General features: G+C 70.3%; 14 protein-coding genes. 6 read left to right on the top strand and 8 right to left on the bottom strand.

What is annotated here, in order from left to right; translation table 11 throughout:
• Window positions 1–378 (top strand): hypothetical protein (locus tag KBX53_RS07950; RefSeq protein WP_210858344.1); only part of this gene is annotated, 378 nt, incomplete at its 5' end.
• A 24-nt stretch (window positions 379–402) separates the two neighbouring features.
• Here KBX53_RS07950 and KBX53_RS07945 read toward each other — a convergent pair.
• A complete protein-coding gene (locus KBX53_RS07945) occupies window positions 403–1,719 on the bottom strand; it encodes a low temperature requirement protein A (RefSeq protein ID WP_247675273.1) in 1,317 nt (438 codons plus the stop codon).
• A gap of 111 nt (window positions 1,720–1,830) precedes the next feature.
• Between KBX53_RS07945 and KBX53_RS07940 the strand changes: the two genes are divergently transcribed.
• The 4 genes from KBX53_RS07940 to KBX53_RS07925 all read left to right on the top strand — a co-directional run bounded on the left by KBX53_RS07940 (window position 1,831) and on the right by KBX53_RS07925 (window position 6,160).
• Window positions 1,831–2,823 (top strand): hypothetical protein, encoded by a 993-nt coding sequence (locus tag KBX53_RS07940; protein ID WP_210858336.1) that lies wholly within the window; start codon window positions 1,831–1,833, stop codon window positions 2,821–2,823.
• 200 nt (window positions 2,824–3,023) lie between these two features.
• The gene (locus tag KBX53_RS07935) at window positions 3,024–4,364 is read left to right on the top strand and encodes a glycosyl hydrolase family 18 protein (protein ID WP_210858334.1); all 1,341 of its coding nucleotides are present in this window, start codon (window positions 3,024–3,026) and stop codon (window positions 4,362–4,364) included.
• A gap of 54 nt (window positions 4,365–4,418) precedes the next feature.
• Window positions 4,419–5,666, top strand: a complete 1,248-nt coding sequence (locus tag KBX53_RS07930) for an NAD(P)/FAD-dependent oxidoreductase (protein WP_210858333.1) — start codon at window positions 4,419–4,421, stop codon at window positions 5,664–5,666.
• An 8-nt stretch (window positions 5,667–5,674) separates the two neighbouring features.
• Window positions 5,675–6,160 carry a MarR family winged helix-turn-helix transcriptional regulator gene (locus KBX53_RS07925; protein ID WP_245233599.1) on the top strand — a complete coding sequence of 162 codons (486 nt, stop codon included), beginning with the start codon at window positions 5,675–5,677 and terminating at the stop codon, window positions 6,158–6,160.
• 36 nt (window positions 6,161–6,196) lie between these two features.
• Here the strand turns inward: KBX53_RS07925 and KBX53_RS07920 are convergent, their stop codons facing one another.
• Complete coding sequence (locus KBX53_RS07920; RefSeq protein ID WP_210858332.1) at window positions 6,197–6,604, bottom strand: nitroreductase family deazaflavin-dependent oxidoreductase; 408 nt, start codon at window positions 6,602–6,604, stop codon at window positions 6,197–6,199.
• Window positions 6,605–6,836: 232 nt separating this feature from the next.
• On the opposite strand from KBX53_RS07920, the gene KBX53_RS07915 reads away from it, so the two are divergent.
• Window positions 6,837–7,931: a carboxypeptidase-like regulatory domain-containing protein gene (locus tag KBX53_RS07915; protein WP_210858331.1), complete on the top strand. Its 1,095-nt coding sequence runs from the start codon at window positions 6,837–6,839 to the stop codon at window positions 7,929–7,931.
• A 46-nt stretch (window positions 7,932–7,977) separates the two neighbouring features.
• Here KBX53_RS07915 and KBX53_RS07910 read toward each other — a convergent pair whose 3' ends face one another.
• The 6 genes from KBX53_RS07910 to KBX53_RS07885 form a co-directional block, all read right to left on the bottom strand.
• Window positions 7,978–8,685: a serine hydrolase gene (locus KBX53_RS07910; RefSeq protein ID WP_210858330.1), complete on the bottom strand. Its 708-nt coding sequence runs from the start codon at window positions 8,683–8,685 to the stop codon at window positions 7,978–7,980.
• Window positions 8,686–8,893: 208 nt separating this feature from the next.
• The gene (locus KBX53_RS07905; protein ID WP_210858329.1) at window positions 8,894–9,502 is read right to left on the bottom strand and encodes a hypothetical protein; all 609 of its coding nucleotides are present in this window, start codon (window positions 9,500–9,502) and stop codon (window positions 8,894–8,896) included.
• Window positions 9,503–9,717: 215 nt separating this feature from the next.
• Window positions 9,718–10,218, bottom strand: a complete 501-nt coding sequence (locus KBX53_RS07900; RefSeq protein WP_030330920.1) for a SigE family RNA polymerase sigma factor — start codon at window positions 10,216–10,218, stop codon at window positions 9,718–9,720.
• Window positions 10,211–11,095 carry a hypothetical protein gene (locus KBX53_RS07895; protein WP_210858328.1) on the bottom strand — a complete coding sequence of 295 codons (885 nt, stop codon included), beginning with the start codon at window positions 11,093–11,095 and terminating at the stop codon, window positions 10,211–10,213. The genes KBX53_RS07900 and KBX53_RS07895 overlap by 8 nt, the downstream gene beginning before the upstream one ends.
• A gap of 125 nt (window positions 11,096–11,220) precedes the next feature.
• Complete coding sequence (locus tag KBX53_RS07890; protein ID WP_210858325.1) at window positions 11,221–11,748, bottom strand: DinB family protein; 528 nt, start codon at window positions 11,746–11,748, stop codon at window positions 11,221–11,223.
• Between the two features lie 118 nt (window positions 11,749–11,866).
• The coding region (locus KBX53_RS07885) for a hypothetical protein (protein ID WP_210858324.1) at window positions 11,867–12,580 on the bottom strand (714 nt) is incomplete at its 5' end.

Below are 12,580 nucleotides of genomic sequence, written 5' to 3'. Positions count from 1 at the left end.
GTCCGGACCCCCGGCGACTACCTCATGGATCTGCTCAGCCTCACCTACGGCCTGGACTGGTTCGAGATGGTCGTCCGGCTTGCCATGGCGATGCCCCTGCCCGAACCACCGTCGGGCCCCGTCGCGTACGCGGCGAGCTATCTCCCCATCGCGCCACCCGGCATCCTGGTCGAGATGCGGGGCACGGCCGAGATTGAGGCACACCCGGCCTTCGTCGCGTGCGGCTGGTGGAAGAATCCCGGCGACGTCGTGCCGGCGGCCACCTGGAGCGCGGAACGCGCCGGCTACCTCATCGTCTCGGCCGAAACCCCGGCGCTCCGCGACGAAGCACTGGAATTCGTCCGCAGGACGCTGACCATCGTCACCCGCCCCGCCTGAACCGTGACGGCTAGCCCGAACCGCTCACTGCCTGGGGTGGGGCGGGTGCGGCCGTTCAGGCGGCTTGCCACTTGCGTGGATGGCGTCGGAGGCGGCGATGCCGGCGAGGACGACGACGGCGGTGACGGCCACAGCCAGCGGCGGCAGCCGGATCATGAACGGCGCGGCGCCGGCGATCACCGCGGCGCCGATGATCCGAGAGCGTGACACCCGGTCGAAGACGGCATGTTCCACCAGGGCCCGCCCGATCAGGAACAGCATCGGTCCGCCCAGGACAATGAGAATCCATGCCGCTTCGGTGTGCCCGAACGGGTGTTCGATCACGATTTCGTATCCGACTGCGACGGCAACGATGCCGACCACCATGAGGACGTGCGCGAGGAAGGCGTCCCGGACGAGGTGCGAGGGGTCGGCGGAGGCTCTGATCGCCTCGGGCAACAGCTGGCCCGCCCGGAAGAGGTAGACGCGGAACAGCAGCACCGTCGTGATGAAGGAGACCGCGAAGGCTGCGGCTGCCCCGCCCTGCCCGGAGGACGTGTCGCTGTAGGCCGAGCCGGTCGTCAGAATCAGCTCGCCGAGGGCGATGATGAAGAATTGTCGGTAGCGCTCGGACAGGTACTCGGCCATGACGGGCCACTGCCGTGGGGTGGGGCAGGACCACGGCGTGGGATAGAACAGCAGCAGTGCCATGCAGTCGATGCCGATCGCCAGCGTCCACAACAGCACTCGGGCCTGATCCGTGGCTATCGCGCCGACGAGCCAGGGCACGGCCGACAACGCGAACCAGAAGAACACCCCGGCCGCTCGGCGCTGCGCGTCATGGCCGCGCAGCATCGGCACGATGATCAGCCCACGAGCGATATGGACGGCCACGTACGCGCCAGCGAAGGCCAGACTTCTGTCGGCGAACGCGTTCGGCACCGCCACCGCCATCACCAGCGCGCCGAGCATCGCCGTGTAGACCAGGAGCTGGACCTGCGGTTTCTGTGGGTCGTAGAGGTCGGTGACCCAGGCCGTGACGAACCACAGCACCAGGAAGGCCAGCAGCAACAGCAGGGTCTCGCCGGCCTCGACGAGGACGATCCGCCGCTCGGTGAGCTCCTCGACCAGCCGCTGCGACACCCGGTTGAGAGCGAAGACGAAGACCAGGTCGAAGAAGAGCTCCAGAAGGCTCGGTCGCTGCGGTTGCCCCGGCTTTCGAAGCAGCGCTGCTGCCCTTGTCGACATGGGCCGCCCACTTCTGTCGGCTTGGCCTATCTGGGTATTGGTACCACGCTGAACAGGCCGTCGAGTCAGGACCAGAAGAATGCCCCCGGCCCGACACACCTGCCGATCGGCCATGAGGCGCCAGTGGCGGACAGCCGACACCGGAGCGCGAGGTAGCCGACTGTGACCATGGAGTCACTACGCGCACGCTCCTCTCCGACATGTTCCCGTCGACTGGAGGAACAGATGCGTCTCCGATCGTTCGTCACCGCGGCACTGGCCACCGTCCTGGCCGCCAGCGCACTCGCTCCGGCGGCACCGGCCACGGCGGCCACCGCCGACCGCTGGGGCTTCGCGTACGTCAAGGACCCCACCGTGCCGGTCTGGACGGTGCTGGACACCAGCCGGCAGTGGGGCAGCTGGAAAACCGCGTTCCCGGCCGCCTGGGCCGACGGCGTCAAACTCGCACCCGGCCGGTTCCAGGTCCGCTTCCCGCAGATAGGTGCCAGTTCACGGGGCGTTCCCCACGTGACCCCGGTGAACCGGACCGGTCACTACTGCGAGGTGGTCCGCTGGTTCCAGTCCGGCGCTGACGAGATCGTCGACGTGCAGTGCCACCGTCCCGGTGGCACGCGCGAGGACACTCCGTTCACAGTGCTCTGGACAACCAGCTCGGGCGTGCTGCCGGCCGGCACCTCCCACGCGTACGTGCAGTGGAGCAGCGGCCTGATGACGCAGTCGTACAACTCCACCGGCGTCGCGAACGCTGTCGGACCGCTGGGCGTCGGGCAGTACCTGGTGCGACTGCCCGGGGTGGGGCTGGCCGACGTGCAGGTCTACGTCTTCTGCTACGACCAGGCTGGCGCGTTCGTCAACACCGACTTCGTCCTCTCGTACCACCGCCGCCGGCCGGTGATCGGCTCCCTCGGCCCGCCGTCGTACTTCGGCTACCTGGGTACCGCCGTCGGCGGGCCGACCAACGACAACTCGGTGCTCGGCGTCGGCGCGAACACCGTGGCGCCGCTGGCGCCCGCCGGCCGCTACCTGGCGACCTTCCCACAGATCGGCCTCAAGGAGACGCACGCCCAGGTGGTGGCGCAGGGCGCCGGCAGCAACTACTGCCACCTCACCCAGCAATGGACGTACACCACCAACGCCGACGTCGACGTCATCTGCTTCGACAACACCGGCGCGGTCACCCCGCACCGCTTCCTGGCCACCTTCACCTCCCGACTCTGACGTCACTCCGAGCCGGGCCGGCGGCAGCCGTTCCCATTGCCGCCGGCCCGGTCGGGGCCGGGCCTGGAACGGCCCTCGGCGTGGTGCGTGGGGCACGACGCGGTACGGCCACGTGCTATCTGTAAACAACCCTTGATATTCACGGTCACGAACGTCAATATGTGGAGGTCGCGGGTCGTCGAGCCCTTGGGGAGTGAGCCATGAGAAGCCGTCGGATCTTCGCAGTGCTGGCCGGGGCGGCGATGACCGTCACGGCCGCCGTCGCCTTCGTCCCCAGCAGCACGGCGGCAGCACCCTCGGCCAACGCCGTCGCGATGATCGCCTGCACCGCCCCGGCCTGGGCGGAGGGCACCACCTACCAGGCGGGCACCCAGGTCACCTACGGCGGACGGCTCTACCAGGCACTGGTCACCCACACCGCGCACCCCGGCGCCGGCTGGAACCCCGCCGCGACGCCGTCGCTCTGGCGTGACCTGGGTGCGTGCTCGGGAAGCACGCCGCCACCCACCACGCCTCCCCCGACCACCCCACCGCCCACCACGCCTCCCCCGACCACGCCTCCGCCGACCACACCGCCGCCGACCGGCGGGACGTGCGCGGTGAAGTCACGGCCCACCGGCAAGGTGTTGCAGGGGTACTGGGAGAACTGGGACGGCGCCTCCAACGGCGTTCACCCCGGCCTCGGCTGGATCCCGATCACCGACAGCCGGCTCAACCAGCACGGCTACAACGTGATCAACGCGGCGTTCCCGGTGATCCGCGCGGACGGCACGGTCCTCTGGGAGAACGGCATGGACGCGGGCGTGAAGGTCGCCACCCCGGCCGAGATGTGCCAGGCCAAAGCGGCGGGCGCGACCATCCTGATGTCGATCGGCGGGGCCGCCGCGGGCATCGACCTCAGCTCCAGCGCGGTCGCCGACCGGTTCATCGCGACGATCGTGCCGATCCTGACGGCCTACCACTTCGACGGCATCGACATCGACATCGAGACCGGCCTGACCGGCAGCGGCAACATCAATACGCTGTCCACGTCGCAGGCCAACCTGATCCGGATCATCGACGGCGTGCTGGCCCGGATGCCCTCGAACTTCGGCCTGACCATGGCACCGGAAACGGCCTACGTCACCGGCGGCAGCGTCGTCTACGGCTCGATCTGGGGCTCGTACCTGCCGATCATCAAGAAGTACGTGGACAACGGCCGGCTCTGGTGGCTGAACATGCAGTACTACAACGGCAGCATGTACGGCTGCGCCGGCGACTCGTACCCGGCGGGCACCGTGCAGGGCTTCACCGTGCAGACCCAGTGCCTGAACAACGGCCTCACCATCCAGGGCACCACGATCCGGGTGCCGTACGACAAGCAGGTCCCGGGTCTGCCCGCGCAGATCGGGGCGGGCGGCGGCTACCTGTCGACGTCGCTGGTCACGCAGGCCTGGAACTCCGTACCCGGCCTCAAGGGCCTGATGACCTGGTCGGCGAACTGGGACGGGTCGAAGGGGTGGACCTTCGGCGACAACGTGAAGCGCCTGCAGGGCCGCTGACACGCGGCGGCGCCGGGCCCTTGCCCAAATCATCTTAGTCATTAAGATAATCGCATGGGCACATCGACTGACTTCTCGGTGGCAATCGCCGGCGCCGGCCTCTCCGGCCTCTGCCTCGCCCAGTACCTGATGCGCGCCGGCATCGACGTGCACGTCTACGAGCGGGACGCGGGCCCCTTCGTCCGGCGGCAGGGTTACCGCATCATTCTCGACCGGCACGGGCTGCAGGCGCTGCGCGAAAGCCTGCCGCGCGCGCTGTACCAGCTGGCGCTGGCCACCGGCGACGAACCCGGCGGGCACCTACGCTTCACCGACAGCCGGCTGCGTGACGCGTTCACCATCACCTTCAAGGACGAGCCGCACGCGACCCGCCAGGTCGACCGGCTGACCCTGCGGTCGATCCTGCAGTCCGGGCTGAACGGGCGCATCCACTACGGCAAGGACGCCGTCGCCGTCGACACCGGCGGCCCGGCGGGGCTGCGGCTGCGGTTCTCCGACGGCGGGGCCGCCGCGGCAACTGTCGTCGTGGGCGCGGACGGCGTCGGCTCGGCCCTACGCCCACAGCTCATGCCGGACGCGGACCCGGCGAACACCCCGATGGCGGGCATCTACGGCCGGTCGCCCCTCCACCGAAACGGCGAGAGCGTCATCCCGGAGGCGCTGCGTACCAGCGGGGTCCTGGCCCTCGCCGACCGGCCGGGCCGCGCCTTCTTCTTCACCTCCATGCGGTTCGGCGAGAGCCCTCAGGAGGCGTTCGGGCGCCTGGCCCCGGGCAACTACGCGCCCACCGGCTACGACTACGTCATGTGGGGACTGCTGCTCCAGCAGCAGGAGGTGCCCGTCGACAGCCGCGGGGACCTGCTGGCGCTGTGGAGGCTGGCCTCCCAGAGGAGCGTGGACTTCCACCCGGTCATCCGACGGCTGGTCGGCACCGCCGAGCTGGACGCCACGGTGCTCAACCTCTTCGCCACCGGCCGTCGCCCACGCCGGTGGGCGGTGCCCCGCGCGACGATGATGGGCGACGCCGTGCACGTCATGCCGCCGTTCGGCGCACACGGCGGCAACACCGCGCTTCGCGACGCCGCCCTGCTCGGCCGCAAGCTGGTCGAGGCCCGCTCCGGCGGCGCGTCGGTGGAGGAGGCGATCGCCGGCTACCAGGACGAGATGGTGCCCTACGCGTTCCGCGCCGTCGACACCGCCGCCGGGTTGATGCGCCGCCTCACCGGGGGCGCGGCCGCACCGCACTGGGTGCTGACCCGCGTGTTACCTCGGCTGCACCGGGTCACCGTACCGGAGGCATGATTGCGGGCATGCCCCACGAGCCGGCCCCCGCCTCCGCGATCGCCGAGCTGATGCGCGCCGGGCGGGAGATGTCGCGGCTGTCCATGGTGTTCCGGTACGCCATCGCGGAGCGGCTCGGCCTCACCGTGAGCGACCTGGAATGCCTGGACCACCTGGCGGACGTCGGATCCGCCACCGCGGGGCAGGTGGCCGAACGGACCAACCTCACCACCGGGGCGGTGACCAGCATGCTCCGCCGGCTCCAGCAGGCCGGCTACGTGACGACCGAGCGCGACCCGGCCGACCGGCGGCGGGTGATCGTCACCCTGCGGCCGGACCGGGTCGCCGAGTTGGAGCGACCGTACGAGCGATTCGCCGAGCGGGCGGAATGGCTCATCGAGGGCTACAGCGCCGAGGAGGTCCAACTGCTGGTCCGGCACTACAACCGCATGCAGGCGATGTACCTCGCCGAGTTGGACCGCCTGCGCGGCGATCTGCCCGGTCACGCCCGGTGAAGCCCTGATGGTCGCGGGTGGGGTGACCGGGGTCGGCTACGGCGCGGGTTCCAGTACGACGACGGGGATCTGGCGGGCGGTCTTCCGCTCGTAGTCGGCGAAGCCGGGGTACGCGGCCTTCTGCGCGCTCCAGATCCGTTCCCGCTCGTCCCCGGTGGCCACCCTGGCTACCAACTCGACCTTGTCCGTGCCGATCTCCGCCTGGGCCCGCGGATTGGCGAGCAGGTTGTAGTACCAGTCCGGATTGGTGGGCGCACCGCCCTTGGACGCGAAAACGGCGTAGCCGCCATCCACCTTCTGGTACATCATCGGGTTCACCCGAGGCTGGCCGCTTTTGGCGCCGACCGTGTGCAACAGCAGCAGCGGCGCGCCCGCGAACTGGCCGCCGACCTGCCCATCGTTCGCGCGAAACTCGGCGATGATCTTGTCGTTCCAGTCACTCATGCCTTCTCCTCGCTCACGCGGACCGGCTCCACAAACCACGATACTGACAGTCTCGGCCGGGCTTGGCACGGCGACAACGCAGGGCGCTGGCTCACAACAGGTGCGGACGTGGCACCGGGCAGCGTCTCCCGGCCCTGCCGTCGGGGGTAGGTCGCGCAACCCGTTCCGGACAGGGCATAGTGGCCCGCGGTGCCATCGACGGGGTTGCTCGCTGTACAGAAGGTGGTGGGAAGTGACGACGCGCTTACGTCTCCGCTGGACCGTGGCCGCACTGATCACGCTGACCGGCGGGACGCTCGCCGTGTCGGCGGCACCCGCGACGGCGGCCCCGGAGACCGTCAGCATCCTGAGCGTGTCGGCGGAGAACGTGAAACCCAACGACACGGTGCGCCTGCGCTACCGGGTCACCAACAACGGACGCAAGGCCGAGACGGCCATCGTGGTGATCGGCGGCGGCCTGCGATGCACCTCCGGATGCCGGGTGGAACCGAACCTCGGGCCCGGCCGGAGTCAGACGTTCGACACGACGCTCGTCGCCCCCGACGCTCGCCCAGGTGAGATCACCGGCCTCAACATCTCGGTCGGTGTGCGTCTTGCCGGGCAGAACAGTTACGCCCACAAGATGGTCTACGTCCACGGCCCGGGTGCGGCGTCGTCGGGCGAGAACAAGCCGGCGGCCGGCGTGCGTGGGGTCTCCGGCCGGGTCCGCGACGCCGACGGTAAGGCGATCGGCGGCGTGGCCCTGACCATCCAGGACAGCGCCGGGCACGAATACCGGACGACCAGCAGCTCCAGCGGCCAGTTCTCGATCACGTCGAGCGCCAGCAAGACGATCGCCGCCGGGTCCATCACTGTCCGCGCGACCAAGGACGGCTACCGCACCGCTCGCACGACCGTACGGGGCAGCGCCGGTGACGTCGCGACCGTGCGGCTGACCCTCGCCGTGGAGGCAGCGCCCACCAAGGCGTCCCCGTCGCCCGCTGCGGAGGCGAGCCCGGTCGCGGCGGCGGGCGACGGCACCCCGGAGGCTGCGCCACCGACGTTCAAGGCCGTCAGCGACGAGGCACGCGGTACGTCGCCGTTCTTCCTCCTCGGCGGCCTACTCGTCGCCGCCGGCCTGGGCGCGCTCGTACTGGTCGTGATGCGTCGGAGGAACGCACCGGAGGCGGGTACGCCGGCGACGACCGAGTTGCTGACGCCGACCGGTGGGAGCAGGGCCGACGCCCCGACGGCGGTGCTGCGCATCGGGCCCGTCGGCGGCGGGTTCCCGGGCTCGTACGGCTCTCCCCCGTCGGGTGGCACCCAGCAGAACGGCTACCGAGGCTGAGGAACCGCGCTCTCCGTCACCCCGTCGGCGTGCCAGGTGAGGCGGCCTACCCCTGTGCAGGGCCATCGTCGGCAGTGGCGGCACGCAGCTCCTTGAGCACGTACGTGGCGGCCTTCTCGACAACCCGGACGCCGGCCTTCTGGCTCACGTGATGGTCGGAGAGCACCGCGATCAGCCAGTCATGACGGGCCTCGACGATCCGTCCGATGCTGTTGACCAACCAACGACCTCCGTCGACGTCAGCGGTGTCCCAGCCGTTCTTGACGTAGACGGAACGATTGCCCGGCTCTCGGGCGGCGGTGATCCCCCATCGCTGCTCGGGGATCACCTTCGTCATGAGGCCCATGATGAAGGTACGGTCCTGCGGGGTCAGCGGTCCGGTCGGCGAGGTCAGCGCGGTCAGGAGACGGAGCTGGTCGGCGGCCGTCGTCGTGGTGAGCCCCCAGTGCGAGTTGGGCTTGGTCTCCCGCAGACCGAACGCGCGGTTCGCGGCGGTCAGGCCGCGCGAGCCCTCGATCCGCTGCCACAGGGCCACCGCCGCATCGTTGTCACTGGACATGATCATGTCCTCGGCCAATCGCCGGGTGTTCGCCCCCAGGGTTTTACCCGGCGGTCGCTGACGCAGCAGCAGGGCCGCCAGAATGTTGACCTTGACGATGCTGGCGGTCTCGAAGCGTTTGGTGCCCGCCGTCACCGCAGCCGTTCCCTGCCGGTCCAGTGCCGCGACCGCCAGGTGGCCGTCGAAGCGGTCCACGTAGGCCTCGATGCGCGTCCTCGCCTCGGCGACCCGGTCGACGGCCGGTGTAGTGGGGATCGGACTGGCAGGGGAAGGACCGACTGACGGGCCGGGGTGGTCGCCGAGGCGATCGCGAGTGGCGCCGAAGGCGGCCGTCGCCACACCGGCGAGAGACATGGCGACAGTGGAGACAACCCACCGGCGCGGCAGTTGCCGGCCTTTCCGCTCAGCCAAGGCGGGCCACCACCCTCGCCGCGATGACGTCCACCGCGGCCCGGCTGCCCGGATCGGGCACGCTGACCGTCGAAACCGTCTCGCCTCGTCTCAGCATCACGAACCACCTGACGGTGGTCCGGGCGTCGGCACGCGCGATGCGACCTCGAATGAGCATGCCGGTGCCGTCGAGATACTGCGGATCGACGACGTCGAACGCGACCCGCGAGCCGAACGCCAGGTAGCTCGCGCACCGCAGCAGGACGCGACGGACATCGTCGACATTCCGCTCGGCCCATCCCGGCTCGTACGTCTCCACGACGTGATGGGCCTGCGACGAGCCGTCAGACGGCCGGTAGTAGCGCTGCACGGCCGCGCGCCGATGCGACTTGGCCGGGTAGTCGCTGCTCTGATAGCTGGGGCAGTTGTCCTGCTCCCACGGCCAGGGCGGCAGACCGGTTCGCGCGTCGTCCTCGCGCCAGTCCGAACCCAGCTCGCCGGCCCCCAGCAGCATGCCCGAGCCGCCCGGTTCCGCGTTCGCGGTGTGCCGCGCAGCGGGGCCGACGCCGGGCTCCCCCCGATGACACCCCGCGGCGCTCAGCACCAACGCGGTCAGGATCACCGGGACGACAGCGGCCGAGCCGCGGCCCTCGCCGCGAGGCCGGCCTCGGCCCCTCCCGCTGCTCGATACGGACACCATGGACCTCCCCCAACACAGATGTTCGCCACCGTGGGTCGCGTTCGTGACGACCGCGCGTGGTGGGTCATTCGCCGCCGTACGACAGGCGCGGCCCGGCACCAGCGGGATCCGTCGCACGTCGGCCGCAGCCGGACCGATCAATGCCGTTCCTCGGCGAACAGCTCGGCCCGGGTCTCGCCGAGCACCTCGCGCAGACGACTGAGCGAGCGCATGCTCTGGCTCTTGACCACCGCGGCGGAGACGCCCACGACCTCGGCGACTGTCTCCACACTCAGGTCGTCCCAGTAGCGCAGCACGATGATCGCCCGATCCCGCAACGGCAGGGTGGCGACCGCGTCCAGCAGCGTCATGCGCAGCTCGGCCGGATGTTCCTCGCCCCGGTCCGGCGGAGCCGACATCGCCAACTCACGGCTGGAGCGACGACGCTGCTGGTCGATCAGGCACCGCAGCAGCACCTTGCGGGCGTACGCGTGCGGGTCGTCGGCGCGGCGGACCCGTCGCCAGTTGGCGTACACCTTGGCCAGCGTCGTCTGGGTGAGGTCCTGGGCGAGATGCCAGTCGCGGCACATCAGGAACGCCGCGTCGCGCAGGCGGCCAGCGGCAGCCTGCGCGAACTCGACGAAGTCCTCGTCAGCCATTCGACCGGGCCAGCGACGGGAACCTCTTGGAACCGGTGACGACGAACTCCGCCGGCAGTTTCGTCCCCCACATCGGGCTCGCGGCGACAGCGGTCGCCTCGTCCACGGACAGGACGGGGCGTGCCGGCAAGATCCCCTTGGCGCCCCAGTCCACACACGTCGAGATCATCAGATTGACCTGGACGCCATCGGGGTGATGCACCGTGACCATCTTGTTCTGTACGCAGTTGTCGGGCACTTCGGTCAGCTCCACCGTCCCCGGGGCCGGGTTGCCGCCGAGGCCGCCCTGGTAGACGGAGAGCCGCAGCATCCCCGGGCCAGCGCCCCGATCCAGGTAGAGCTGCACGTACGGCGTGCCGGGGCCCGCCCCGCTGCCCTGCAGACTCGCGTAACCGCTGGTCTTGCCCTCGGGCAGCAGCCGGGTGAGCAGTTCCAGGGCCCCCTGCGGTGTGGTGGGCAGCAGGTCACCGTCCGGTACCACGCCGATCCGCACGGTGCCGATCACCGTGGTCGAGGAAGTCGGCAGGCCCGCCCGGAAGGGGTTCGCCCGCCCCTCGTCGTCGGCGCCCACGGGACCCGGGGGGCCATCGGAGCGCTGAACCGGGGACGGCGGGGCGGAGCCGACCGGCGCGGCCGGCGAGCCACCGGCCGCGCCGCCTGGTGGACCGACGTCAGTCGCGCCGACGCCGAACGGCCCGACAGCCAGCCCGACCACCAGCACCATCACCAGCGCCGAGCCGCCCGCGCCGACCTGTGCCAGGCGGCGCCGACGGCGCAGCCGGCGGCCCTGGACCATCGACTGCTGAACCAGATCACCCAACGGCGGGGCGGGGTGCCGGGCCAAATCGTCAGTGAAACGCACACGGACGTCACCCATGTCCCGAACCCCTCCCCCGGCCGACCACCCGCTGTGGTGATCCGTCGCTGACCAGACGGGTTGGTCAGCTGATTTGGTTACCGCCTTTCGCAGAAAATTTCTCGGCGACGGTCGAGGGGGAACTGCTATCGAGGTCCGAGCCCCGTCTTTCCATCGATCAGCTCGCGCACGACGTCGAGGTGACCGGCATGGCGTGCGGTCTCCTCGATCATGTGAAGGATGATGCGCCGCAGGTCGGTGACCTCGTCGCCGAGCCAACCGGGATGACGGGCGCGCACCGGCGCGGACAGTGGTGTCGTGGCAACGACGGTGTTGGAACGCTCGCACTGTGCCCGGTAGAACGCGAAGACCACCGACGGTGGCCGTGGGGTGGTCAGGGGCGTGTGGTCGTCGTCGGGCCAGGCCAGCGGCTCGACGGAGCCGGTGGCGATCTCCTGGAACCAGTGTCGCTCGGCGTAGCCGAGGTGCTCCACGAGACCCAGCGGCGTCCAACCTGAGGGCAGCACCGCGGTGGTCAGAGCGTCGAGGTCAAGGCCGTCAACAATCGCGAGAACACAGGAACGTTGTGCCTCCAGGAACATCAACAGTGCGTTCTTCTCAGCGTCGTCCACCCGGTCCACGCCCTTTCTGGTCAGCATGATGACGGCTGGCACGGCACCTCGTCCGCCCCCCGCCGGCGAATGCGGCACGCTAACAACCCGGGGCGACATTCTTCCGATCGACAGGCACGGCATGTCGATCGGAAGCGTCGTGGCGGACGGGCTCAGCCCGTCACGCCTGGCTGGCCGGTGGTTCCGCTGCGGGTATCACCCCCACGAGGGCCTCGAGCAGCTGCGCACTGCGGGCGCAGTCCGGATCCTGCACGATCGGCGGGACCGGAAGCAGCGTCAGGCCATGCCATCGCTGCACCGATCCCCACAACACCCGCCCGAGCGCGTCCCGTTGCGCCGGGAGAAGCTCCCGCTGCGCCGTCACCTGCCCCGGCGACGGCGCCAGCGGCCGGCCCAGCGCGGCGACGCTGCCCAGTACGCCCTCGTACCCCTCGATCTCGTCATAGCTGACGTGCGCGCCGGCGCTCGCGGCGAGACTCTCCATGACGATGCTGAGCGCCTGGTCCGGCCGCAGGGCGGTTCGGGCCCGGATGCCTCGTTGCACGTCCTTGATGGTCCGGAAATCGGCCGGCTTGAGCACCGGGCCCAGATTCACCTGATCCAACCGCCGCCACAGGTCGGTCTTGACCGCCGTGTCCGGGTCACCGATCCAGTCGTGCAGGAGCGGCTCGAGGTGCCGGGACCGGATCGCCCGCAGCGCCAACTGGCGGCACAGGTGAACGGCCGCGGCCGCGGCGGTCGCCCCGACCGACGGGTGCCCGCGCATTGCGTCGAGCAGCAGCGCGGCTGCCACCGCGGGCGCCAGCTCGATGTCCCGGGGTGCGCCCAGCCCGAAGGCCGCCGCTGCGTCAGTCGCGAGCCAGCGCCCGAGGGA

Origin of the sequence: Micromonospora sp. M51, from assembly GCF_018070305.1 — a bacterium.
GTDB classification, from domain to species: Bacteria; Actinomycetota; Actinomycetes; order Mycobacteriales; family Micromonosporaceae; genus Micromonospora; species Micromonospora parva.
Note: the sequence above shows the minus strand (reverse complement) of the source record. Positions and strands in the feature narration are given on the sequence as shown.

Bases quoted from the DNA above. Each gene is read 5' to 3' on its own strand.
- KBX53_RS07930 (WP_210858333.1), top strand. From the start codon at position 4,419: ATGGGCACATCGACTGACTTCTCGGTGGCAATCGCCGGCGCCGGCCTC.
- KBX53_RS07895 (WP_210858328.1), bottom strand. From the start codon at position 11,095: ATGGGTGACGTCCGTGTGCGTTTCACTGACGATTTGGCCCGGCACCCC.
- KBX53_RS07940 (WP_210858336.1), top strand. From the start codon at position 1,831: ATGCGTCTCCGATCGTTCGTCACCGCGGCACTGGCCACCGTCCTGGCC.
- KBX53_RS07900 (WP_030330920.1), bottom strand. From the start codon at position 10,218: ATGGCTGACGAGGACTTCGTCGAGTTCGCGCAGGCTGCCGCTGGCCGC.
- KBX53_RS07925 (WP_245233599.1), top strand. From the start codon at position 5,675: ATGCCCCACGAGCCGGCCCCCGCCTCCGCGATCGCCGAGCTGATGCGC.
- KBX53_RS07920 (WP_210858332.1), bottom strand. From the start codon at position 6,604: ATGAGTGACTGGAACGACAAGATCATCGCCGAGTTTCGCGCGAACGAT.
- KBX53_RS07935 (WP_210858334.1), top strand. From the start codon at position 3,024: ATGAGAAGCCGTCGGATCTTCGCAGTGCTGGCCGGGGCGGCGATGACC.
- KBX53_RS07945 (WP_247675273.1), bottom strand. From the start codon at position 1,719: ATGGCCGATCGGCAGGTGTGTCGGGCCGGGGGCATTCTTCTGGTCCTG.